This is a genomic window from Pseudotabrizicola sp. L79 (assembly GCF_036553525.1).
GTDB lineage: Bacteria > Pseudomonadota > Alphaproteobacteria > Rhodobacterales > Rhodobacteraceae > Pseudotabrizicola.
In genome coordinates this window covers 39,861-62,091 of record NZ_JAZHDA010000046.1, presented here as the reverse complement: position 1 = coordinate 62,091, position 22,231 = coordinate 39,861, and the positions used below count along the sequence as shown (strand labels likewise).

Here is a 22,231-nt window from a genome sequence, read left to right as displayed (position 1 = left end):
TCATTCGGCGAAAAGCTGCTGTAGGAAGATTTCACCAGCGCGGAGCCGTTTCCGCGCGCCCCTGCACATGCTAGACGCCGGATATGAAACCGAGTTTTGCGCTGAACCTGACCGAAGATGGCGTCACACTCCTGCACCGCACCGGGCGGGGCTGGATGGATGTGGGCCATGCCAGCTTTTCCGACCCTGATCTGCCTGCCGCGCTAGAGTATCTGCGCAGCACAGCCATGGGTCTTTCGCCCAAGGGAATCGCGGCCAAAGTCGTGATCCCGAACAGCCAGATCCTGTATACGCAGGTCACGGCCCCGGGCCCGGATGAGGAGGAGCGCCGCGCGCAGATTGCGGCGGCGCTTGAGGGGCGCACGCCCTATGCCGTGTCGGATCTGGTCTTTGATTGGTCGGGTGAAGGGCCAGAGGTCACGGTGGCCGTTGTGGCGCGCGAAACGCTGCAAGAGGCCGAGGCCTTTGCCACCGAGCACAGGTTCAACCCCGTGTCTTTTGTCGCAATTCCCGAGTCTGATCTGGGGGCCGAGCCGTTCTTTGGCCTGTCCTCCGTGGTCGAAACCATTGTGCCAAAACCACAAGAGGTGGAGCGGGACGAGACGGCGATCAAGATTGTCACTCGCGATCTGCCAAAGGCTGACCCCCAGCCCCAGCAGCCCGAGCCCGAGCCTAAGCCTGAGCCAGCGGTTACGCCGAAAGCCGAAGCGCCACCGGCACCCAAGGCCGAGCCGGAGCCTGCGACGCCACCGGCGCCGCCGCCCGCCAAACCCAAGCCCGCGGCTGCCGATCCAGCACCTCAGCTTGATCTTGGGCCGCCCCCTGCTGCCGCCAAACCGGCGCCGCAGCCCCAACCCGAACAAAAGCCCGAACCGGCGCAAAAGCCGGATGCGGCCACGGCCGAGGCGCCGAAACCACAGCCGGAAGCCGCACCAGCACAGGTCGCCCCGCAGCCTGCGCCCCAACCGGTTCAGCCCCCGCCCCCCCCTGCGCAGCTTGCGCCCCCTCCACCTGCGCCGGCCACGCCCGCCCCGGCCCCAGAGCAGCCGGCCCCGCCAAAACCACCTGCCCCCGCGCAGCCCGCAGCGCCCAAACAACCGGCCCCAACAGCCGCCGAGGTTGATGAGGCGCCGATGGCCATTGACGTGGCCCCAGAAGAAGACCTGGCCCCGGAAGATGACGTGCCGCCAATGCCCGCGCATTTGCGCCACCGCGTCACGGCCCCCGATGCGCCCCTGGCGGATGATGACCTGCCGCCAGCCCCGTCATCTGCGGCGCAAGCGGCCTTTGCCAGCCGCCGCTCGGCCGAACTGGCACCGGCCACACCGCGCAAGCCCGGCCCGGTGGCCGACCCAAGACAACCCGCCGTCGCCAAGCCGGTGGCGCATCCTAATCTGGATGCCCCCGCCCGTGGCGCGGCCCCAAAGGCACCCAGCGTAGAACGACCGGCAGGTGCAAAGCCCGCGCCGAAGTTCAGCTATGATGATCCGGTGCCCCCCCCGCCGCGCCTGCCGGGTGATCCGCCCGCAGCACCGGCAAGCACCGTTCAAAAGGCTGGCAAAAGCCTTGGCAAGCTGGGCGCTTTGGTCACCGCCCCCGGCATTGCGGGCAGCAAGGGCAAACGCCCCAGCCCGGCCAAGCCCGCCCCGGCAAAGGCGGTAAACCCTGCTGAAACCACGACAACGGGGATCAACCCTGATGCTTTGGGGCAGGGATTGGGTGCAAGGCGGCTGCCCCAACGGGGCAAACCGCGCCACCTTGGCCTGATCTTGACCGGCATTCTGCTGCTGTTTCTGGCCGTGGTTGCGGCGTGGTCATCGCTGTATCTGACGCGGGCGGATGATGCGACCGACACACAGACAGCCGAAGTGTCGCAGCCGCCGCTGGATGATCTGGCGGCGATCGACGCGCCCGATGCCATTGATCCGGCCCTTCCCACCATCGACGACGAAGCCGCCGCCGACGGGCAAGACGAGGCGGACATCCCCACTCCCACGGCCGAAGCTGATCCGATGATCGAACCCTCGCCCCAGACGGCGGTCGAAACCGATGCGGCCGATGCAGCACCGCCCGGTTCTGCCGAGCAGGATGAAATCTTTCTTGCCGGGATGGACAGCCCGCCCAGTGCGACCGATCCGCTGACCTTGCCCCCCCCAGCCAGTGCGGGCGACGTGGCTCCAGACGCCCCAATGCCGCCGCCGCCGTTTGGCACCGTCTATCAGTTTGATGCCGACGGGCGCATCGTCCCAACCGCCGAAGGCATCATGACCCCCGAAGGCGTCATGCTGGTGGCAGGCGCGCCGCCACGGCAGCCAGCATCGCGGCCCGATGCCGTGACCGCTGCCGCCGCGGCCCTTGCCCCACAGCCCCCCACACCGCAAACGCCCGCCGCTGCGGCCGACGTGCCCGCACCCGATCAGGCCCTGGCGCCGGCTGATACCTTTGGGGCTGACCCCGCCTTGGCCGATGGCCGCCCCAGAAGCCGCCCAGACGACCTGGCCCCGACTGCCCCCGCCGCGGGCGAGGATGATGCCTCGCTTGCCCCCGCCGAGGACAGCCGTTTTGCCAGCTTGCGCCCCCGCCTGCGCCCCGCCGCCGTTCTGGCTGCCGGCGAAGAATCGCGGCGCGCAACCGAGGCTGCTTCGCTGGCCAGCCAAGCGGCCCTTGCAGCCGCTGCCGACCAGGCCGTGGCCGAGGCGAATGCCGATGGCTCGATCAGCCCGCTGGCTGTTTCCGTTTCGCGCGTTCCGGCCCCGCGCCCGCGCAACCTTAGCCGCGCGGTCGAGGCCGCAGTGGCCGCGGCCACACAACCCGCCAGCCGCAGCAAGACACCCGAGCCGCCCGCCGCCGAAGAAGGTGATGACGAACCAGAGGTCGCCTCGGCGGCGCCACGCATTCCCACCAAGACCAGCGTTGCCAAGCAGGCCACCTTTGTGAATGCGATCAATTTGTCTAAGGTGAACTTGATTGGGGTCTATGGCAGCCAGTCGCAACGCTATGCGCTGATCCGCCAGTCGAACGGGCGCTACAAGAAAGTGCGCGTGGGCGATCGCTTTGACGGTGGCACCGTTAAGGCAATCACGGCCAGCGAAGTGCGCTATCAGAAGGGTGGTCGGCTGATCTCGCTGGCCATGCCAAAGGGCTGATCGCCGTTAGCCCGTGCTGACACCCGCCTCGGCAAAGGTTGCCATTCCCGAATGGCATGCCACAGCCCCCTGCACCACGCCAATCGCAAGCGCCGCGCCCGACCCTTCGCCAAGGCGCAGGCCCAAAGACAAAAGCGGCTCTTTGCCAAGGGCCGACAGCAAGCGCGGATGGGCCGTTTCGGCGCTGACATGGCCGGCCAGGCAGTGATCAAGACTGCCCGCTGCCGTTGCCTGCAACACAAGTGCCGCCGCACAGCAGATGAATCCATCAAGGATAACAGGCACCCGCGCGATCCGCGCCCGCGCAATCGCACCAGCCATCGCCGCAATCTCGCGCCCACCAAGGGCCTGCAACACGGCCAAGGGATCATGCAACACGGCGGCATGCTGCGCCAAACCGGCCTCGATCACCGCCTGTTTGCGGGTCAGACCGGAATCATCAACCCCGGTGCCGCGCCCGGCCCAGGCCTGACTGCCGCCCCCCAGCAAAGCCGCCGCAATGGCCGCCGCCGATGTGGTGTTGCCGATCCCCATTTCCCCCGTCACGAACAGATCTGCCAATGGGTCCACCGACTCCCAGCCGGCCAGCAAAGCCTCGACCACCTCGGCCTCGGTCATGGCGGGGTTTTGGGTGAAATCTGCGGTCGGCTGATCCAGATGCAGGGCATAAACGCTCATCTGTGCGCCAAAAGCCTTGGACAGTTGGTTGATCGCTGCCCCGCCATGCTGAAAGTTGGCCACCATCTGCACCGTCACCTCGGGCGGAAAGGCACTGACACCACGCGCTGCAACCCCATGATTGCCCGCGAAGATCACCACCTGAGGCCGCGCCGCCGAGGGCTTTTCGCGCCCCTGCCAGCCCGCCAGCCATTGCGCCACATCTTCCAGCCGCCCAAGGGCACCCGGTGGTTTCGTCAGCTGACTGTTGCGCGCCTGTGCTGCCGCCAAGGCCGTGGCATCGGGCTTGGGCAAATCCGCCAGCAGGTTGCGAAACTGGGCAAGGCTGGTGAATGGCGCAGTCATCGGGCTTCCCTCGTTGCAAGACAGTTGCCCCTTGGCTACAGATTGCGCGATGGGAAGGCCAGACTGAAAGGGACCGCTTCATGCCGGAACGCGACACCGCGACACAGCCCCTGCATGATCTGCTGTCGGCTTTCGGCCTGTTGACCCGCCTGCCCCTGCCCCAGACAACGCGGCACCGGGCCAATGCGGCCTGGTGTTGGCCGCTGGTCGGGCTGGGTGTTGGGGCTGTCGCCCTTGGGATCGGCTGGCTGGGCCTGCAGGCCGGGGTCGCGCCGGGCACGGCCGCCGCGCTGACCATGGGCGCGGGGGTGATGGTGACGGGGGCGCTGCATCAGGATGGTCTGGCCGATACCGCCGACGGGCTTTTCGGCGGCTGGACGCCCGAGCGGCGGCTGGACATCATGAAAGACAGCCATATCGGCAGCTATGGCACGCTGGCGCTGATCATCGTTTCCTTGGCCCTGTGGTCGGCCTTGGGCGGCCTGATCGCCGCGGGGGATTGGGTGGCAATCGGTGCAGCCGCCGCCCTGTCGCGCGCGCCCATGGCCGTGACGATGGCGGCGCTGCCCAATGCCCGCAAGGCTGGCCTGTCGTCCAACGTGGGGCGCCCAAGTCGGGGGGCCGCGGCCATTGCGGTGGTGCTGGCCGTGCTGATCTGCGCGGGGCTGACACAAGACCTGCGGCAAACCCTTGCCATGGTGGTGGCCTGCGCTGTGGCCAGCCTGTGGGTGGCGGTGACAGCACAGCGCAAGATCGGGGGCCAGACCGGCGATATCTTGGGGGCAACACAGCAATTGTCACTGGTGGCCGCCCTGATCGCGGCCCAAATGTAAAGGGCGGCCCCTGCGGACCGCCCCTTTCAGACACAGGCACGCTGTAAATCAGGCGGCGCGGCTGATCAGCACGTCATCCACCTTTTTCGCGGCAGCCCCGGCATCAACACCAGAGACAGCGGCGACTTCGCGGGTCAAACGCTCCAACGCGGCTTCATACAGCTGACGCTCGGAATAAGATTGCTCACGCTGATCATCCTGACGATGCAGGTCACGCACAACCTCGGCAATCGCCATCAGATCGCCCGAGTTGATCTTTTGTTCATATTCCTGCGCCCGACGCGACCACATGGCGCGCTTGACCTTGGCCTTGCCCTTCAACGTATCCAGCGCCTTGGACACAACATCCGGGGCCGACAGCGGCCGCATGCCGATTTCCGTCGCCTTATGGGTCGGAACCCGCAGGGTCATCTTGTCTTTCTCGAAAGTGATCACGAACAGCTCCAGCTTGAAGCCGGCCACTTCCTGCTCTTCGATCGACATGATCTGGCCCACGCCATGCGCAGGGTAAACGACAAACTCGTTCGGACGAAAGTCAGGCTTTTTCGATTTGGTCATTCAGGTCGCTTTCTACCATCTGGGCCTGATCCGGCGACAAAACACCGACCCAAAGCTTTCGCTTCGGGCGATGGTCATGATTTGTCACAAAATTAACCAGCCCAGGCGAGCAGCTCTGAGCGTGAGTCAGGCATCCATGCTTGTTTGTAACGAACGTGTATCACAAATTTGCGCTGATTCCAACTGCCACGAAAACAGGCATGGGGCTATTGCCCCCCTGAAAAGGCTGTATTTTTCGTTCAGACAGCGGGCCATGCGGCCTTCATCACCGAATCGTGCTGAACAAATGGGTTCAGCTGCCTTCGCCCGGCGCTTCTGAAAAATACTTTTCGCGCTTGCCGGTTTCGCCATCCCGTTCTTCGGCGGTTGGCAACGGATCTTTCTTGACCGTGATCACCGGCCACATTTCCGAATACTTGCGGTTGAACGCCACCCAGGCATCCATATCCGGCTCGGTATCGGGGCGGATTGCGTCGGCGGGGCATTCAGGTTCACACACGCCGCAGTCGATGCATTCATCCGGGTGGATGACCAGCATGTTTTCGCCTTCGTAAAAGCAATCCACCGGGCATACCTCGACGCAGTCGGTGTATTTGCAGGCAATGCAGTTGTCGATCACAACATAGGTCATCGGATCAGGCCTCTTTCGTCGTCGGGTCACTAGCTAGAACAAGCAGGCCCATCATTCAAGCGGACTTGACGTCTCATCTTCGGGTTTTGGATCAAGGTCAAGATACAGCGCCTGCGCCTCGGCTGCGGGGCCGCGTCTTTGGCCAATGGCCAGAACCTTGATCAGACGGACACGCGCGCCTTGCGCGAAGGTCAGCACATCGCCCTCGGCAACGGCATGCCCCGCCTTTTTCGTGCGATTGCCGTTGATGCGGCAATGCCCGCTTTCCACCATATCTGCCGCAAGATGCCGGGTCTTGAAGAACCGGGCCTGCCAAAGCCACTTGTCAAGGCGCAGCTTTGGCGGCGCCCCGACAACCGGCCTTGCACCCGGCCCGGCCAAGCCTCAAACCTTGCCTTTCAGCGCCATCAGGGCTGCGAAAGGATTATCAGGGTCGATGGGTTTTTCGGGGCGCGGCGGGCGTGCCTCAAAATTGCGCGGCTTGTCGTTGCGGTCGGGCTTGCCGCCCTTCTTGCCGTGCGGTTTGCCCCCCTTGCCCTCGCGACGCTCGGCCGGGGCGCCTTCGGCTTTCGGGCGGTCGCCCTTGGGCCGATCGCCTTTGGCCCGATCCCCTTGGGGACGGTCACCCTGCGGACGCTCACGCTTTTCCCCTTGCTGCGGGCGCGGGCCCCGCTCGGGGCGCTGAAAGCGCGGCTTTGGTGCCCAGGTAAAGGTGTAGAACACCTCCATCTCGGGGGCAGCAGGTTCGGCATCGTCAGAGGACGGGGCCAGAACAGAAATCTCTTCCGGAATAGGGTTTTGCGGCAGGTTAGGATCGACCGGCGCCGGGGTTGGCGCAGCCTTTACCTTTTCACGCTCGCCCTTTTCGCCCTTGTAACCCAGGCCGCCCATCAGATCAGAGAACTGTTCCAGCGTCATGCCCGTGATCGACAGCATGTCGGGCGTCGCCTCAAACCCGGCACGGCTGTCTTTCTGGCGCAGAATGTCGGCCAGACGTTCCAGCATATCGATGCGGATCGCGCGAACACCGGCCGGATGATAGCCGGCCAGCGTGTAATGCTGCTTGGGCACCTCGGCGACGTTCGGAATGGTCACAAGACCGGGCGGCGGGCTTTCGGGGAATTCCGAAAGATCGTTCCACAGGCTCCACAACACCAGCCGCAGACGGGTGGGCGCGGGCTTGAGCAGCACGGGCAGAAAGATGGTGAACTGGCCAAAGCGCACACCATGCTTGCGCAGGGCACCACGCGACTCTTGATCCAATTCCTTGACTTCGTTGGCGATACCCTCGCGCGGCAACACGCCCAGTCCTTCGACCAGACGGAAGGCAAAGCCGCGCGCCAGCCCTTGCAGGCTTTCATCCTTGGACATCACGGTCAGCGGCTCGAACAGGGCGGCCACTTTGCGGTCGATGAAATGCTGAAGCCGGCGGCGCACCTTTTCGGCGGCCTCTTCGCCTGCTTCGTCATCGACAAAGGCTTCGACCACCGGGCGCATGATATCGCCCCCCTTGACCAATTTGCCAACAGCGGTGGTGCCCCACATCAGGCCCCCCTGTTCGGTGAAGTCCATCTCGGTATCGGGGGCGTTATAGAACCTGTCGGCCCGCAAATGGAATTCCGGCCGCAAGGCCTGAACCGCCGCTTGCCGCATCACGCGCGCTTCATCGGAAGAGCTGGACGCATCCTGCCGAAAGCGGAACCCCTCCAGACGGCCCACGAATTCGCCTTCGACCGTCACTTCGCCTTTGTCATTCACCTCGGCCACGAGGGTCTCCTTCTGCTTCAACCGGCGAAGCAACACACTGGTCCGCCGGTCAACAAATCTTTGCGTCAATCGGTCATGCAGGGCATCCGACAGGCGGTCTTCTACAGCGCGAGTCTCGCCGCGCCAATGACTTTCGTCATCAACCCAGCCTTTGCGCTGCGCAACATAGGTCCATGTGCGGATAAACGCCAAGCGTTTCGAGATTGCATCAATATCACCATCAGTGCGGTCAATCCGTTTGACGGCCTTACCCAACCAATCCGCAGGCACCCGGCCACCGCCCAAACCCCGGCCCACCAGAAATTCGAAAATGCGCGCAAGCAGGGTAACATGTTCCGTGCTGGAAATCCCGCGAAAGTCGGGAATGCGGCACACATCCCACAAAAGCTGCACCCGTTTCGGGCCCGTCAGCTTGTCGGCCACCTCGGGCAATTGCACCAACGCCTTCAGCGCCAGCACATCATCGGCATCACGCGCCCGGCTGAGCCATTCATTGTCGGTGGGGGCCTCAAGGCTGCGGATCAGTTTTTCGGCCGTGCCAAACTCCATCTGGGCATTGCGCCACATCAGTTTGCGCACCGGGGTGAACTTATGGTCTTCAATGGCAGAGACGATCTCTTCGTCAAAGGGCCGGGCCTCGCCCGTTACCCCAAAGGTGCCGTTTTCGGTATGCCGCCCCGCCCGACCCGCGATCTGCGCCAGCTCTTGCGGGTAAAGCGCCCGCATCCGCCGGCCATCGAACTTGGCCGATGCCGAAAAGGCCACATGCTTGATGTCAAGGTTCAGCCCCATGCCAATGGCATCGGTCGCCACCAGAAAATCGACATCGCCATTTTGATACAACTCGACCTGCGCATTGCGGGTGCGGGGCGACAGCGCCCCCATCACAACCGCACAACCGCCCTTTTGTCGCCGGATCAGTTCGGCAATCGCATAGACATTATCAACCGAAAACCCCACAATCGCACTGCGTGGGGGCATCCGGCTTATCTTTTTCGAACCTGTATAGGTCAACTCGCTGAATCGGTCGCGTTTCAGAAAGGTCACGCCCGGCACCAGATGCGCGATCACCTGCCGCATCGTCTCGGCCCCCAGAAACAGCGTTTCATGCAGCCCGCGGGCGCGCAGCAACCGGTCGGTGAACACATGCCCCCGCTCGGGGTCGGCACACATCTGGATCTCATCAATCGCCACGAAATCGGCGCCGATCTCCAGTGGCATCGCCTCGACCGTGCAAACCCAATATTGCGCGCGGTCCGGCACGATCCGTTCCTCGCCCGTCACCAGCGCCACAACCGATGGGCCACGCTGCGCCACGATGCGGTCATAGACCTCTCGCGCCAGCAGACGCAACGGCAGGCCGATCACCCCGGTGCGGTGCGCCAGCATACGCTCTATCGCGTAATGTGTTTTTCCCGTGTTCGTCGGCCCAAGGACCGCCGTCACCCTGCGGCTTTCGCCCATCTCAACGCTGCCTTAAAGGTCCGTGCCCGCGACCTGTGCCTCAAGCCGCTTGACGGCTTCTGTTACGCCCTGAAGATGGGGATGTATAGCCAAGGCGGCGCGATACACGTCCAGCGCACGCTCTGTCTGTCCCAGTTCTTCCATGATCGCACCAAGGCCGGCAAGGGCCCCGAAATGGCGCGGATTGCGGTTCAACGTCTCGGCGATATCGGCCACCGAAGGTCCGAACAGACCTGCCGAATAATAGGCCGTGGCGCGGGTGTTCCAGCCTTCGGCAAAGTCGGGCGCATGATCGACAAGCGCGGTCAGATGCTCAATCGCCTCGGCGGTGTTGCCCGCAGCCATGGCATCGCGGCCACGTTGCAGCAAAAGATCCATCGCGGGCGACCCGCTTTTCGACCATTCCGTCCAGATCTCACGCTCTATCCGGCCCGCAGCCCCGGCATCGGCCGATTTCAACCGATCAAAAAGATCAGCCAGCTTGGCATCATCGGCAAAAGCGCCGGTGTTCAGCAGAAAAACTGCCAGAATTGCCGCAACGGTATTGTTGAGAAGGCGTTGTAAGGGTTTCATAGAAAAACATGTTAGCGCATCGGCGGGGGAAGACCATATCTTTCCCGTCACGAGTCAGAGATGAAAGGGATGAGATGAGTGAAGTCATCAACGAGGCCGTCAAGCGACTGTCGGCCAAGCTGTCGGGTGGGTTTGACGGCTGTGCAAAATTCGTGATCGAGGGCGAAGGCGCGATCATGCTGGACAGCGCCGGTGTGCGCGCCGGTGACGATGAGGCGGATGTGACGCTGACAGCTTCGGCCGATGTGTTTCAGCAAATTCTGGAAGGTGATCTGAACCCGACCACGGCCTTTATGTCGGGCAAACTGTCAGTTGACGGCAACATGGGTCTGGCCATGCAGCTTGGGTCGGTGCTGAGTTGAAACAGGACAGGTTCCACCCCGCCCCGTTTTTCACCGATATCGCAGATGGCCCCGAAGGCGGTGAGGCCTTTTGGGCGCATGCCTCTGACGGGGTGCGTTTGCGGATCGGCGTTTGGCCGGTTGGGGCCAAGGGAACCGTTTTCCTGTTGCCCGGGCGCACCGAGTATATCGAGAAATATGGCCGCGCCGCCACCGATCTGGCCGCGCGCGGCTATGGCGTGATCACCATCGACTGGCGCGGGCAAGGTCTGGCAGACCGTGGTTTGCCAGACCGCATAGTGGGCCATGTTGATGATTTTGCAGAATATCAGTTGGATGTTCAGGCGATGTTGGCCATGGCGGGCCAGCTTGGCCTGCCAGAGCCTTATTACATGCTGGCCCATTCCATGGGCGGCTGCATCGGCCTGCGCGCCCTGATCAAGGGAATGCCGGTCAAGGCCGCCGCGTTTTCCGCGCCGATGTGGGGCATCTCGATCGCGGCCTGGATGCGCCCCTTTGCCACGCTGATCAGTCAGGTGTCGGGCTGGGTTGGGCAATCGCATCGCTTTGCGCCCGGCACATCAGACAAATCCTATGTCGCGGATGCCGCGTTTGCGGGAAATGTGCTGACCACTGATCCAGAGATGTGGCGCTATATGCATCGCCAGATCATCGCGCACCCCGAACTGGCTTTGGCCGGTCCGTCGCTTGCCTGGCTTCATCAGGCGCTGAACGAATGCAACGCCCTGTCTCTGGCCCCCTCTCCTGCGGTGGCTGCCGTTACCAGCCTTGGCTCGGCAGAAAAGGTGGTTGATCCCGGCCCGGTCCACCTGCGCATGGCGCGGTGGCAAGATGGGAGGCTGGATCTGTATCAGGGGGCCGAACATGAAATCATCATGGAAACGCCCGACCATCGCGGCCGGTTTTTCGACAGCGCAGCGACCCTGTTTGCCGAAAACCGCTGACGGTTACAGGGTGATCTGGGCAAAACCATCGCGCAAGGCCTGAGACCAGGCCTCGCTCATGGCGCGAAAGGATTCGTCCCCCGCCTCGATCCGGCGTGTCATGCCGACATGGCATTCATTGTTGCGAATGATGCACAGATCCAGCGGCATGCCGACCGAGAGGTTCGAGCGCAGGGTGGAATCCATGCTGAGCAACACGGCCTTTTGGGCATCGGCAAGGCTGGTGTCACGGCGCACCACCCGGTCAAGAATCGGCTTGCCGTATTTATGCTCGCCAATCTGCAAGAATGGCGTGTCTTCGGTGGCTTCGATGAAGTTGCCTTCGGAATAGATCAGGAACATGCGCATGGCACCGCCCTTGCGCTGCCCCGCCACGATCATCGTGGCACTGGCGCCTTGGGCCATCGACATCTTCTCGTCAATCTCACGCCGGACAGCGGCCAGGGTATTGCCGACGATTTCGGCCACTTTCAACATGGTCGGGGCCAACAGGATAGACGTCTCGCCCGTGGCGTCGTCGTCTTCGATCGCCTCGCGCAGACGGGCGATGGTGGTCTGCGTCACCGACAGGCTGCCGGCAGTCATGATGGTGACGACACGCTCGCCCTTGTCTTCAAACTGAAACATCTTGCGATAGGTCGCGATATTGTCGAGCCCGGCATTGGTGCGGGTGTCAGACAACAGCACAATCCCGTCATTCAGCAGCAAGCCCACGCAATATGTCATCATCCCACCCTTGTGTTGCGCACAAAGTGCTAACGACGCTTGGGGCGCATGAAAAGGGCGATCTGCGCGAAACCCGGTGGCGACGGGGAATAAATCTTACGGTGACGCTGCGTGACGCAGCCGTTGCGACAAGATCGGCATAGCGCGCCAGAACCGGGCGGCCTTGTTGGCAAAGCCACCCCCCTGCGCCGCAGATGCAGCCGGGGCCGACTTGGGCACGGGGGCTGACACTGCATCAACCGGCAATGCGGTCGTCTCCTCCATCTCGATCGGCGTGGCTTGGCCCAGGTGGCGCAAGAAATCATGCAAGGAAAATTGGCCCGGCGCAGTAGGCTCTGCCGGAAGGGGAAATTGCCCTGCCAGATCGGACAGCCGCTCGATCAGGATCAGGCGCGCGTCCTCATCCTTGGCCGGATAGCGCCCGGGCGGCGCCCCGGACTGGTAAGTGTTCAGGCCAAAGCCCGCTTCCAGAAAATAGTCGCGCACGGCAGGTGGCGCAACACGCAGGGCCTCGGCCGTTGTCTCGTTGCGAAACAAGGCAATCTTGCTGTGGCCATGATCCGGGTCAAAGCCGATGCGCTGCAAAAAGGCTTCCAGCTCTGGGTCATGGTCATTTTTCGACGGAACCACATCGAAAATGTCAAAGTCATAGGAAAACGCCATCTTCCCGCCACCCTCAACCTGCTTGACGACAGCTGTCAGGCTTACCCAGCCCTGTGTTCGGGCCGGGGCAAGAAAACGGCAAGAATGGTGCGCTTTCGGGGCTATTGCTGGGTCTGCACAGAAACCGAAACACTTAGCACTTCTTGCCCGCTGCCGCGCGCCGTGCCGCGGATGGGGGCTGCATCCTGCGCATCAAAGCCCGACCCCAAGCGGATATAGCGCTCATCCGGGCAGCACGCGTTCGAGGCGTCAAACCCGACCCAGCCCAGGCCGGGAACATGCACCTCGGCCCAGGCATGGGCTGCCTCATGCGGGGTGCCATCTTCGCTGGCCTGCAAATAGCCCGAGACATAGCGCGCCGGCATGCCAAGATGGCGCGCCAGGGCGATAATGGCATGGGCATGGTCCTGACAGACCCCTTTGCCAATGGCCAAAGCCTCGGCCGCGGTGGTCTTGGCACTGGTCTGACCGGGTTCATAGGCAATCGCCTCAGAGACGCGGCGTGACAATTCATGCGCCGTGGCCAGCGGGTTTTCCTGCGGGTCAAGGCCATCGGTCAGGGCGATCAACCCCACATCCACCTCGGTCGGGGCGGTCACCTGCAAATAGACTTCGGGGGCCACAGTTTCCCGGTGCCCGCGCAGAACACCGGCCAGATCGCTTGTCTCGACCTCGCCTTCAACCCGGACGATGATTTCACTGACCGGGCCAAGAACCGTCCAGCCCTGCACCCAATCGCCCGCGCCGTCACGGAACCCACCGCCCAACTGTCCGTCGCTGACAGTCACCTTCCAGCGGATGGTCCTTTGCCCGTCAAAGGCAGATGGCGTCAGCCGATGGCTTTGCACCACGGCACGCACAGCCTGATCGTAAACATAGCGGGTCTGGTGATCTACAATCAGCCGCATCAGCGCACATCCCCGTTCAGATAGCAGTCGCGAATGACCGACGCCAAAACCCCGACATCACCGATAAAGCGGGTCAGATATTCGTGCAGCCCTTCGTCAAAAATGTCTTCCACGCGCTGTTCAGCCAGCCCCGCCAGCAAAGACCGCACCCTTTCCTGCGCCGCGGTCTTGCGCTGATAGCCGCGCGACAGCCGATCCAGATGGGTGTTCATCTCATCCACACAAGTAATCAGGCTGCGCGGGCATTGGCTGTTCAAGATCAGGAAATGCGCGATCTTGGCCGAGGTCACCTCGCCCCCATAGGCCCAATGAAAGGCCCGATGCGACGACATCGCCCGCAGCAGCGTGGTCCACTGATAGTTATCAAGGCCCGAGCCGACAAATTCCAGTTTTGGCAGCAGGACATAATATTTCACATCCATCAACCGCGCGGTGTTGTCGGCCCGCTCAAGATAAAAGCCAAGGTTCAGGAAATCCCAGCCGTCATTGCGCAACAGCGTTGCGTCAATGGCGCCGCGCATCAGGGCGGCATGGCGGATCGTCCATTCGGTCAACTGGCTCAGCTCAAGGTCGCTGCGCGGTTTGCGCTCCAGCTCTTTCAGCTCTTGAAAGGCGGTGTTCAGCGCATCCCAGACCAGCGTCGTCAGCGCCGTGCGCACGATCCGGCCATTTTCGCGGGCGGCGCTGAAACAACTGGCCACCGAAGATGGATTGTCGCGGTCGAAAAAGAACCAGCTTTCCAGATTGCGCTGCACCGCATCGCCGTATTTTTGCGAAAAGGCATGTGCCGTGCCACTGGCCGACAGCAAGGAATCCCATTCGTTGCGATACCCGGCAACTGACGGCAACAGCGCGATCCGCGCCCCCACCTCCAGCAAGCGGGCTGCCGTCTCTGCCCGTTCGATGTAACGGGCAATCCAGAAAAGGTTTTCTGCGGTTCTGCTTAGCATGATTGTGTCACTCCGCCAGAACCCAAGTGTCTTTGACGCCCCCGCCCTGCGACGAGTTCACCACAAGGCTGCCTTCGGTCAGCGCCACCCGGGTCAGCCCCCCCGGCACCAGTTCGATCCGCTCTCCGACCAGACAATAGGGCCGCAGATCCACATGCCGTGGCGCGACACCTTCGGCGACAAAGGTTGGGGTGGTGGACAGCGCAAGGGTGGGTTGGGCGATGTAATTGTCGGGATCATGTTCGATCTTGGCGCGAAAGGCCGCAATCTGCTCTTTGGTCGATTTGGGGCCGACCAGCATGCCATAGCCCCCTGATCCATGGACTTCTTTCACCACCAGCTCTGGCAGATTATCAAGCACATATTTCAGATCATCCGGTTTGGCACATTGCCAGGTGGGCACGTTTTGCAAGATCGGCTCCTCCCCCAGATAAAAGCGGATCATCTCGGGCACAAAGGTGTAAACCGCCTTGTCATCGGCCACGCCAGCCCCCGGCGCCGAACAGATCGACACGCCACCCGACCGATAGACATCCATCAACCCCGGCACCCCCAGCATCGAGTCGGGGCGGAAGCACAAGGGATCGATAAAGGCGTCGTCCAGGCGGCGGTAAATCACATCCACCCGCTTGGGCCCTTCGGTCGTGCGCATGAAGACGAATTCGCCTTCCACAAACAGATCCTGCCCTTCGACCAGTTCCACCCCCATCAGATCGGCAAGGAAGGAATGTTCGTAATAGGCACTGTTGAAATGGCCCGGCGTCAGGATGACAACCGTTGGCTCTCGGTCACATTTCGCCGGGGCCACGCTGGCCAGGGTGCGGCGCAGGATCTGGGGGTAGTTCTCCACAGGCTCGATCCGGTTGCCCCGGAACAGATCGGGGAACATGCGCATCATGATCTCGCGGTTTTCCAGCATATAGCTGACACCCGAGGGCGTGCGGCAATTGTCTTCCAGCACGAAGAAATCATCCGGGCCGGTGCGCACCAGATCAATGCCCACGATATGCGAATAAACACCCTTGGGCGGCACAAAGCCGACAACAGCCTTTTCATAGGCCTCATTCTGATAGACCAGACGGCCCGGAATACGGCCCGAGCGGACGATCTCGCCGCGGCCATAGACATCGACCAGAAAGGCATTCAGCGCCCGTGCGCGCTGCTTGATCCCACGTTCCAGTCGCGCCCATTCGGCACTGCTGAACACCCGTGGAAACATATCAAACGGGATCAGGCGATCGGGGTCGCCCCCTTCTCCATAGACCGCAAAGGTGATGCCAATTCTGCGAAACAGCGCCTCAGCCTCGGCCTGTTTCAGATGCCGCAATTCGGCGGGCATTCCCGACATCCAGTCTTGCAACTGTGCATAGGGAAGCCGCACTTTTCCCTGATCAAACATTTCGTTGAAATAGGTGGTCATCGCGCCCCCTTTGGCCGTCTATAGGGCCAGTTAACCAGCCGAAATGACCGAGCGAAAGGGCTAATCGCAAAAAGCCCTGCTTACTGCAAAAGCTGTCGCCTCTTTTTTGGGCAACCCGGATCTGGCCCTTCCCGCCTGGGTCTGGAATGCTAAGTTCGGGGCATGGACGCGGATATTCTGACCTTTACAGACAGGGGCATCTATTGCCCGCAGGGCGATTTTTTCATCGACCCGTGGCGTCCGGTGCCACGCGCCGTGATCACCCATGGGCATTCCGACCATGCCCGCTGGGGGCATGACCACTATCTGGCCACGCATCAGGCGTTGCCGGTGATGCGGCATCGGCTGGGTGACATCTCGGCCGATGGCATGGCCTATGGTGACACATGCCAGATCAATGGGGTCAGCGTCAGCTTTCACCCGGCAGGCCATGTGCCCGGATCGGCACAGGTTCGGGTTGAATATCGCGGGCAGGTCTGGGTCGTGTCGGGCGATTACAAGATCGAGCCTGACGGCCTGTCCGAACCCTTTGAACCCGTGCCCTGCCATACCTTCATCAGCGAATGCACCTTTGGCCTGCCCATCTTTCGCTGGCAGCCTCAGGCGCAGATCGCGCGGCAGATCGCGGATTGGTGGCAGGCCAACCGGGCTGCCGGAAAGACCTCGATCCTGGCCGCCTATGGCTTGGGCAAGGCACAGCGGCTGATGACGATGCTGCCCCAGATCGGGCCGGTGCTGACCCATGGCGCGGTCGAGGCCACAACAGCCATTCTGCGCGCCCAAGGCTACCCCCTGCCGTCCACCCTGCAAGTGACGCGCGACGTTGATGCAAAAACCCATCCCGGCGCCTTGGTCATTGCCCCGCCCTCGGCCCTTGGCACATCCTGGGCGCGGCGTTTTGGCCCGCAAGAGGCCGCCTTTGCCAGTGGCTGGATGGCCTTGCGCGGCATCCGACGCCGGCGCGGCTATGGCACGGGGTTTGTCATTTCCGATCATGCCGATTGGCCGGGGCTGAACACCGCCATCGCCGCCACCGGCGCTTCGCGGGTGTTTGTCACCCATGGCTACACCGCGCCCTTTCGCCGCTGGCTGGAAGACCAAGGCTATCAGGCCGGGGTGGTGCAGACCGAATTTGGCACCGATCACGAGGCCGAAGACCCATTGCCCGAGGCAGAGGGAACCAGCCCATGAAGGCCTTTGCCACCCTGTTCGCCGAATTGGATGCCACCCAGAAAACCAGCGAAAAGGTGGCGGCCCTGGCCCGGTATTTTGCCCAGGCACCAAAACCTGACAGGGTATGGACCATCGCCTTGCTGTCGGGGCGGCGGCCCAAACGGGTGGTCACCAGCACAGAGTTGCGCATTTGGGCCGCAGATCGCGCTGGAATTCCGCTGTGGTTGTTCGAAGAAAGCTATGCGGTTGCGGGCGATCTGGCTGAAACCATCGCCCGTCTTTTGCCGCCGCCCCAGCAGGACCGGGGCGACAGCCTTGACCAAACCCTGCGCCAGCTTGTCGCCCTGACAGGCCAGCCCGCCGAGGCGCGCCGCGCCTTTGTCGAGGCCGCTTGGCAAGGCCTTGGCGGGGATGAACGGTTCTTGTTCAACAAACTGCTGACGGGTGGCTTTCGTATCGGGGTCAGTCAGGGGCTGATGGTGCGCGCCCTGGCACAGGCCACGGGCGAAGATGAAGCCAATCTGGCCCATCGACTGATGGGCAACTGGACCCCAAGCCAGACCAGCTTTGACGCGCTGATCGCCGGGGACGGGCAAACGGCAGCGCGCCCCTACCCCTTTGCCCTTGCCTCTGCCCTTGATGCCCCGCCCCAAGATCTGGGGCCGCTGGACGATTGGCTGGCCGAATGGAAATGGGATGGCATCCGGGGCCAGATGATCGCCCGGCCGGGGGCCTTTGCACTGTGGAGCCGGGGCGAAGAACTGATCACCGACCGCTTTCCCGAATTCGCCCCTTTGGCCGATTTCCTGCCCCCTGGCACGGTGATGGATGGTGAGATTCTGGCCTGGGACGGTCAGGCCCCCTTGCCCTTTGCCGATCTGCAAAAGCGTATCGGGCGCAAAACCGTGCCCAAGCGGCTGCTGACCGAGGCGCCTGCACGGTTTCTGGCCTATGATCTGCTGGAAGCCGCAGGCACCGACCTGCGCGATGCCCCCCTGGCCGACCGACGGGCGCGGCTAGAGGCGCTGGTTCAGGCGCTGCCCGCGGGGCTGCCGCTGGCCACCTCGCCCCGCCTGTGCGCAACGGGATGGGATGATTTGGCCCGGCTGCGGGACACATCGCGCGACCAAAGGGCCGAAGGCTTGATGTTGAAGCGCCTGTCCTCGGCCTATCTGGGGGGGCGCAAGCGGGGCGATTGGTGGAAGTGGAAGGTTGATCCCTTTGGCGTTGATGCGGTGATGATCTATGCCCAAGCCGGCCACGGGCGGCGGGCCAATCTTTACACCGATTTCACTTTTGCCGTGCGCGATGGCAATGATCTGGTGCCCTTTGCCAAGGCCTATTCCGGGCTGACCGATGCGGAATTCACCGAAATCACCCGCTGGGTGCAAAAGAATACGCTGGAACGCTTTGGCCCTGTGCGCAGGGTGCCGCCCGAACTGGTGTTCGAACTGGCCTTTGAGGGCATTCAGGAAAGCCCGCGCCACAAGTCGGGCATCGCCCTGCGCTTTCCGCGCATGGTGCGGTGGCGGCGCGACAAAGGCCCGGATGAGATCGACACGATCGAGAGCCTGCGCGCCCTGCTGAAAACGACATGAGGGGCGCTGCCCCTCGCACCCTGCGGGCGCTTTCCCCCGGATATTTGTGAACAGATGAAGGGGGCAAGGTTGCGCTTGCCCCCTGCTGCACCCTAGATGTGACGCAAGCGATTGAAAGGACCACGCCGATGACCCTGCCCCTGCCCCGCCCTGTCTTTGATGCCAATGCCAGTTCGGGTTCGGGCGGCTTGGGGCGTCTGCCAGACTGGGATCTGAGCGACCTTTACCCCGCCCCCGATGCCAAGGCGCTGAAGGAGGACATGGCGTGGCTTGATCGCGCCTGCGCCGATTTCGCTGCAAAATATCAGGGCAAGCTGGCCAGCCTTGATGCGGCCAGCCTGCTGGAATGTGTGCGGGCCTATGAACAGATTGATGTGATCGCCGGGCGGATCATGTCTTATGCGGGCCTGCGCTATTACCAGAACACGATGGACAGCGAACGCGCCAAGTTCATGGCCGATGCGCAGGACAAGATCACCACCTTTACCACGCCGCTGGTGTTCTTCAGCCTTGAATTCAACCGCCTTGATGACGCGCATCTGGACGCGCTGCTGGCGGCCAATGCCGATCTGGCCCGCTATAAGCCTGTGTTCGACCGGATGCGGGCCATGCGCCCGCACCAACTGTCGGATGAGCTGGAGCGGTTCTTGCACGACGAAAGCGTGGTCGGGGCCAGTGCCTGGAACAAGCTGTTCGACGAAACCATGGCCGGGCTGATGTTTCAGGTGGCGGGCGAAGACGAGGAATTGAACCTTGAGGCCACGCTGAACCTGCTGACCGACACAGACCGCAGCAAGCGCGAGGCCGCCGCAAGGGCCTTGGCCGAGGTGTTTGACCGCCACATCAAGCTGTTTGCCCGTGTGCACAACACGCTGACCAAGGAAAAGGAAATCCACGACCGCTGGCGCAAGATGCCCAGCCCGCAGCATGGGCGCCATCTTTCCAACCATGTCGAGCCGGAAGTGGTTGAGGCGTTGCGCAATGCCGTGGTCGCGGCCTATCCCAAGCTGTCGCATCGCTATTACCGGTTGAAGGCGAAATGGATGGGGCTGGAGCGGTTGCAGATCTGGGACCGCAACGCCCCCTTGCCCATCGACGCCCCCAAAACCGTGGATTGGGAAACGGCAACAAAAACGGTGATGGAGGCCTATGGTGCCTTTGACCCAAAGATGGCCGATCTGGCAAAGCCCTTTTTCGAAAAAGGCTGGATCGATGCGGGCGTCAAGCCGGGCAAGGCACCGGGGGCCTTTGCGCATCCGACCGTGACCACCGTGCATCCCTATGTGATGCTGAACTATCTGGGCAAGCCGCGCGATGTGATGACGCTGGCGCATGAATTGGGCCATGGTGTGCATCAGGTTCTTGCGGCCGGTCAGGGCGAATTGCTGTCTTCGACGCCGCTGACCCTGGCCGAAACCGCCAGCGTCTTTGGCGAGATGTTGACCTTCCGCAAGCTCTTGGATGGGGCCAAGACCAAGGCCGAGAAAAAGACGCTGCTGGCGGGCAAGGTTGAGGATATGATCAACACCGTCGTGCGCCAGATCGCGTTCTATGATTTCGAATGCAAGCTGCATGCCGCACGGGCCGAAGGCGAGTTGACCCCCGACGACATCAATGCCCTGTGGATGAGCGTGCAGGCCGAGAGTCTGGGCGATGCCTTTGATTTCATGGACGGGTATGAGACGTTCTGGGCCTATATCCCCCATTTCGTCCACTCGCCCTTCTACGTCTATGCCTATGCCTTTGGCGACGGTTTGGTGAACGCGCTTTATGCGGCCTATGCCGATGGCCTGCCTGACTTTCAGGAAAAATACTTCGACATGCTGAAGGCCGGCGGGTCAAAACACCACAAGGATTTGCTGGCCCCCTTTGGGCTGGATCTGTCTGATCCGGCGTTCTGGGACAAGGGTCTGTCGATGATTGCGGGCTTTATCGACGAATTGGAAGCGATGGAAGACTAAGCGAAACGCCCAGAGTGCGGGGGGGGGGCCGGGGCAGATTTGCGCCCCGGCCCTTTTCGGTCAAAGCATGACCTCGGTGGCCGCGTCATAGGCCATGTCGATCATCGCTTGGGTGCCTTTGACAAACTCAAGCGGGCAAGGATAGGCCACACCGTCGCGTAAGGTGCGCCCAAAAGCCTCGACCTGCAGTTTGTATTGGTTGGCTGCGGGAAAGCGGTCGGTGATCACCCGCTGGCCCGGTTTGTGCAATTCGACTTCGGCCACATCATGCACATTGGCATTGAAAGGGGCCGAGGCGAGGCGGATCATGCCTTTGTCGCCCTGAAACGTCACCTCTTGCCGGTTGACCAGCCGCATCGACGTCATCGAGGCAAAGGTAAACCGCCCCATTGGGCCAGCCATCACCGATTGCACCTGTGCAAAAACCTCGACCCCTTGGTCGCGACGGATCCGGGCCGTGACCTCGCCCGGCTCGGCCCCCGTGACAAAGCGGCACGATCCAAAGGTATAAACTCCGATGTCGCGCAAAGACCCGCCCCCCGTTTCCGGGCGGTTGCGAATATTGGTCGGATCGGTTTCATTGTTATAGCTGAATACCGCATCAACATGGCGCAACTGGCCAATTTCGCCGGCCTCGATCCAGTCTTTGGCGCGTTGCCATTGGGGATGATGCACGATCATGAAGGCTTCGGCTGCCAGCAACCCGCTGGCATCGCGGGCGGCGATGATCTGATCAATCTCATCTGCCCGCAGCGCGATCGGCTTTTCGGTCAGCACATGTTTGCCAGATTGCAGCGCCCGCAGTGTCCATTCGACATGCAGATGATTTGGCAACGGAATATAGACCGCATCAATCTGGGGGTCGGCCAGCAACGACGCATAGCTGCTGTGCAGCCGCAGATCAGGGCAAAAGGCCTGAAACCCGCTGGCCTTGGCCGGATCAGATGTGGCAAGGGCGGCGAGCTGTGCCCCTTCGGCAGCATGGATGGCAGGGGCCATATGCTCGCGCGCGAATTTGGCTGCCCCCAGCACCCCCCAGCGGATTGGTGTCATCACTTTGCCCTCCCAGACCGATTTGGCCGTCAGGCTAACCAGTCTGGCGGGGCAGGAAAAGATCAGTCCACAAATCGGCCGTGGTATTCACGCTGAAACAAAACGATCAGGCCCTTTTTGATTTCAACAAAATGAATACGCTGCCCGTCATCCGACAAAGAGACGCGCCAGCAGGCCCATTCTGCCTTTGGGCGCGGCGGTGTGCTGAAATCGGCGCAATAACGGCCAAGGCGCATCTCCCACCGGCCCCTGTCGATACCGCCGAATGGCCCCGGACCGCCGTCAAACACAGTGGTGCCATCAGCCGCCCATGTCTGGCTGTCGGGCGGGCCCTCAAGACCCTGCGGCAGATCATAGATCACCTTGGCCCCGATCAACCGCCTGGCAATGGGGTCAGCCCCCGATACCGGGACGCAGGCAAACAGCATCAAGGGCAACAGGATCCACCGCATTGCGGCAGGGTGCCCCAGCCACCCAC

20 protein-coding genes are annotated in these 22,231 nt (G+C 62.4%); 7 read left to right on the top strand and 13 right to left on the bottom strand.

Features of this window, described 5'->3' with window-relative positions:
• Nucleotides 1-83: 83 nt before the first annotated feature.
• The gene (locus V3C85_RS08665; protein ID WP_331794692.1) at nt 84-3,146 is read left to right on the top strand and encodes a translation initiation factor 2; all 3,063 of its coding nucleotides are present in this window, start codon (nt 84-86) and stop codon (nt 3,144-3,146) included.
• Between the two features lie 6 nt (nt 3,147-3,152).
• On the opposite strand, the gene cobT is transcribed toward V3C85_RS08665, so the two are convergent.
• Nucleotides 3,153-4,169, bottom strand: coding sequence for a nicotinate-nucleotide--dimethylbenzimidazole phosphoribosyltransferase (gene cobT, locus V3C85_RS08660; protein WP_331794691.1), 1,017 nt, complete (start codon nt 4,167-4,169; stop codon nt 3,153-3,155).
• Nucleotides 4,170-4,249: 80 nt separating this feature from the next.
• Between cobT and cobS the strand changes: the two genes are divergently transcribed.
• The gene (cobS, locus tag V3C85_RS08655) at nt 4,250-5,002 is read left to right on the top strand and encodes an adenosylcobinamide-GDP ribazoletransferase (RefSeq protein ID WP_331794690.1); all 753 of its coding nucleotides are present in this window, start codon (nt 4,250-4,252) and stop codon (nt 5,000-5,002) included.
• Nucleotides 5,003-5,050: 48 nt separating this feature from the next.
• Here the strand turns inward: cobS and V3C85_RS08650 are convergent, their stop codons facing one another.
• From V3C85_RS08650 to V3C85_RS08630, 5 genes are all read right to left on the bottom strand, one after another.
• A complete protein-coding gene (locus V3C85_RS08650) occupies nt 5,051-5,560 on the bottom strand; it encodes a CarD family transcriptional regulator (RefSeq protein ID WP_331794689.1) in 510 nt (169 codons plus the stop codon).
• Between the two features lie 292 nt (nt 5,561-5,852).
• Nucleotides 5,853-6,191: a ferredoxin FdxA gene (fdxA, locus tag V3C85_RS08645; RefSeq protein ID WP_331794688.1), complete on the bottom strand. Its 339-nt coding sequence runs from the start codon at nt 6,189-6,191 to the stop codon at nt 5,853-5,855.
• 51 nt (nt 6,192-6,242) lie between these two features.
• Nucleotides 6,243-6,572, bottom strand: a complete 330-nt coding sequence (locus V3C85_RS08640) for an RNA-binding S4 domain-containing protein (RefSeq protein WP_331794687.1) — start codon at nt 6,570-6,572, stop codon at nt 6,243-6,245.
• A gap of 3 nt (nt 6,573-6,575) precedes the next feature.
• Nucleotides 6,576-9,422 carry a helicase-related protein gene (locus V3C85_RS08635; protein WP_331794686.1) on the bottom strand — a complete coding sequence of 949 codons (2,847 nt, stop codon included), beginning with the start codon at nt 9,420-9,422 and terminating at the stop codon, nt 6,576-6,578.
• Between the two features lie 12 nt (nt 9,423-9,434).
• Complete coding sequence (locus V3C85_RS08630) at nt 9,435-9,995, bottom strand: tetratricopeptide repeat protein (protein WP_331794685.1); 561 nt, start codon at nt 9,993-9,995, stop codon at nt 9,435-9,437.
• 74 nt (nt 9,996-10,069) lie between these two features.
• Between V3C85_RS08630 and V3C85_RS08625 the strand changes: the two genes are divergently transcribed.
• Together V3C85_RS08625 and V3C85_RS08620 are read left to right on the top strand one after the other, a co-directional pair.
• Nucleotides 10,070-10,357 (top strand): SCP2 sterol-binding domain-containing protein, encoded by a 288-nt coding sequence (locus V3C85_RS08625; RefSeq protein ID WP_331794684.1) that lies wholly within the window; start codon nt 10,070-10,072, stop codon nt 10,355-10,357.
• A complete protein-coding gene (locus tag V3C85_RS08620) occupies nt 10,354-11,301 on the top strand; it encodes an alpha/beta hydrolase (RefSeq protein ID WP_331794683.1) in 948 nt (315 codons plus the stop codon). Before V3C85_RS08625 ends, V3C85_RS08620 begins: the two co-directional genes overlap by 4 nt.
• A gap of 3 nt (nt 11,302-11,304) precedes the next feature.
• On the opposite strand, the gene V3C85_RS08615 is transcribed toward V3C85_RS08620, so the two are convergent.
• The 5 genes from V3C85_RS08615 to V3C85_RS08595 form a co-directional block, all read right to left on the bottom strand.
• Nucleotides 11,305-12,027: a proteasome-type protease gene (locus V3C85_RS08615; RefSeq protein ID WP_331794682.1), complete on the bottom strand. Its 723-nt coding sequence runs from the start codon at nt 12,025-12,027 to the stop codon at nt 11,305-11,307.
• Nucleotides 12,028-12,123: 96 nt separating this feature from the next.
• Nucleotides 12,124-12,690 (bottom strand): hypothetical protein, encoded by a 567-nt coding sequence (locus tag V3C85_RS08610; RefSeq protein ID WP_331794681.1) that lies wholly within the window; start codon nt 12,688-12,690, stop codon nt 12,124-12,126.
• A gap of 101 nt (nt 12,691-12,791) precedes the next feature.
• On the bottom strand, nt 12,792-13,598 hold the full coding sequence (locus tag V3C85_RS08605) for a transglutaminase family protein (protein ID WP_331794680.1): 807 nt from the start codon (nt 13,596-13,598) through the stop codon (nt 12,792-12,794).
• On the bottom strand, nt 13,598-14,548 hold the full coding sequence (locus V3C85_RS08600) for an alpha-E domain-containing protein (protein WP_331794679.1): 951 nt from the start codon (nt 14,546-14,548) through the stop codon (nt 13,598-13,600). Before V3C85_RS08600 ends, V3C85_RS08605 begins: the two co-directional genes overlap by 1 nt.
• 7 nt (nt 14,549-14,555) lie before the next feature.
• Entirely contained in the window at nt 14,556-15,968 is a 1,413-nt protein-coding gene (locus V3C85_RS08595) for a circularly permuted type 2 ATP-grasp protein (RefSeq protein WP_331794678.1), read from the bottom strand.
• A gap of 162 nt (nt 15,969-16,130) precedes the next feature.
• Between V3C85_RS08595 and V3C85_RS08590 the strand changes: the two genes are divergently transcribed.
• The 3 genes from V3C85_RS08590 to V3C85_RS08580 all read left to right on the top strand — a co-directional run bounded on the left by V3C85_RS08590 (nt 16,131) and on the right by V3C85_RS08580 (nt 20,700).
• Nucleotides 16,131-17,159: a ligase-associated DNA damage response exonuclease gene (locus V3C85_RS08590; RefSeq protein WP_331794677.1), complete on the top strand. Its 1,029-nt coding sequence runs from the start codon at nt 16,131-16,133 to the stop codon at nt 17,157-17,159.
• Nucleotides 17,156-18,739, top strand: a complete 1,584-nt coding sequence (locus V3C85_RS08585) for an ATP-dependent DNA ligase (RefSeq protein ID WP_331794676.1) — start codon at nt 17,156-17,158, stop codon at nt 18,737-18,739. Before V3C85_RS08590 ends, V3C85_RS08585 begins: the two co-directional genes overlap by 4 nt.
• 128 nt (nt 18,740-18,867) lie before the next feature.
• Nucleotides 18,868-20,700, top strand: coding sequence for a M3 family oligoendopeptidase (locus V3C85_RS08580; protein WP_331794675.1), 1,833 nt, complete (start codon nt 18,868-18,870; stop codon nt 20,698-20,700).
• A 60-nt stretch (nt 20,701-20,760) separates the two neighbouring features.
• Here V3C85_RS08580 and V3C85_RS08575 read toward each other — a convergent pair whose 3' ends face one another.
• Nucleotides 20,761-21,753, bottom strand: coding sequence for a Gfo/Idh/MocA family protein (locus V3C85_RS08575; protein ID WP_331794674.1), 993 nt, complete (start codon nt 21,751-21,753; stop codon nt 20,761-20,763).
• A gap of 62 nt (nt 21,754-21,815) precedes the next feature.
• The gene (locus V3C85_RS08570; RefSeq protein ID WP_331794673.1) at nt 21,816-22,205 is read right to left on the bottom strand and encodes a hypothetical protein; all 390 of its coding nucleotides are present in this window, start codon (nt 22,203-22,205) and stop codon (nt 21,816-21,818) included.
• Nucleotides 22,206-22,231 lie beyond the last annotated feature (26 nt).